1 pseudogene is annotated in these 1,556 nt (G+C 33.4%); it reads left to right on the top strand.

The features are described from left to right. Positions 1-1,556, top strand: a pseudogene (locus ABIQ27_RS01880) (type II CRISPR RNA-guided endonuclease Cas9); the annotation flags it as partial.

Here is a 1,556-nt window from a genome sequence, read left to right as displayed (position 1 = left end):
GCGAGACACTCAATACATTGCAAAAAAAGCAAAACAAATGCTGTATGAAATATGCCGGACCGTAGTTAGCACATCAGGCGGCGTTACAGACAGACTGCGTGAAGATTGGGATTTGATAAACGTAATGCAGGAATTAAATTTTGACAAATATAAAAAACTTGGACTTACGGAATTAATTGAAAAGAAAGATGGCAGCTTTAAAGAGCGAATTAAAGATTGGACTAAACGCAACGACCATCGCCATCACGCTATGGATGCGTTAACCGTGGCATTCACTAAACGCAGCCATATTCAATACCTTAACAATCTGCACGCAAGAAAGAAAGATGATAAGCTCGGCAAAGAAATTTATGGAATAGAACAGAAAGAAACGTTTACCGTTAAAGACGACACTAGCAATAGTAAACGCAAATTCAAACTACCGTTACCAAACTTTAGATGTGAAGCAAAAAAACATTTGAATGAGGTGTTGATTTCGTTTAAAGCTAAAAATAAAGTAGTTACCAAAAACAAAAACATATACAAAACTAAAGCAGGCGAAAAAAGCAAAACAGAACTCACTCCGCGTGGACAACTTCACAAAGAAACTGTTTATGGAAAGCTTCGACAATATATTACAAAAGAAGAAAAAGTAAACTCAAAATTTGACGAAGATCTGATTTCAAAAGTAGCTTTACCAAAGCACAGGACTGCCCTACTACAACGATTGAAGGATAATGGGAATGATCCTAAAAAAGCATTTACAGGTAAAAACAGCTTGGATAAGAACCCAATTTACCTAGACAGCAACTACAACATAAAAATCCCTGAAAGAGTGAAATTGGTTTCTCTGGAAGATGACTACACTATAAGAAAAGACGTAACTCCCGATTTAAAAATTGATAAAATAATTGACATTGGTATTCGAAACATTCTACAAAAAAGATTAGACACATTCAACGGAAATGCCAAAGAAGCATTTTCAAATCTTGATAAAAACCCCATCTGGCTAAATCAAGGAAAAGGCATTGCCATAAAAAGGGTAAAAATAAGTGGTGTAAAAAATGCAGAAGCATTGCATTCAAAGAAAAATCATCTGGGAAAAGATATTTTAGATGAAAATGGAAATAAAATACCAGCAGATTTTGTGAGTACCGGCAACAACCACCATGTATCCATTTATAAAGATGCAGAAGGAAATTTGCAGGAAAAAATTGTATCTTTTTATGAGGCTGTAGAAAGAGTAAACCAAGGATTGCCAGCAATTGATAAAACGTTTAATCAAGATTTTGATTGGAAATTTTTGTTTACAATGAAACAGAATGAATATTTCATATTCCCTAGTGAAGGTTTTGATCCAAATGAAATTGACTTAACCAATTCTGAAAATTATAAATTGATAAGTAAAAATCTATATAGAATACAGAAAATCGCAACAAAAAATTATTTCTTCCGACATCATTACGAAACGACTGTAGAAGAAAAAAAAGAATTAAAAGATATTGCATACAAACCACAATTAGGGTTAAATGGAATTACAGGAATCGTCAAAGTTCGAATTAATCACATAGGACAAG

It is taken from the genome of Flavobacterium sp., assembly GCF_039916025.1.
GTDB lineage: Bacteria > Bacteroidota > Bacteroidia > Flavobacteriales > Flavobacteriaceae > Flavobacterium.
This window is presented reverse-complemented; position numbering and strand designations above follow the sequence as displayed.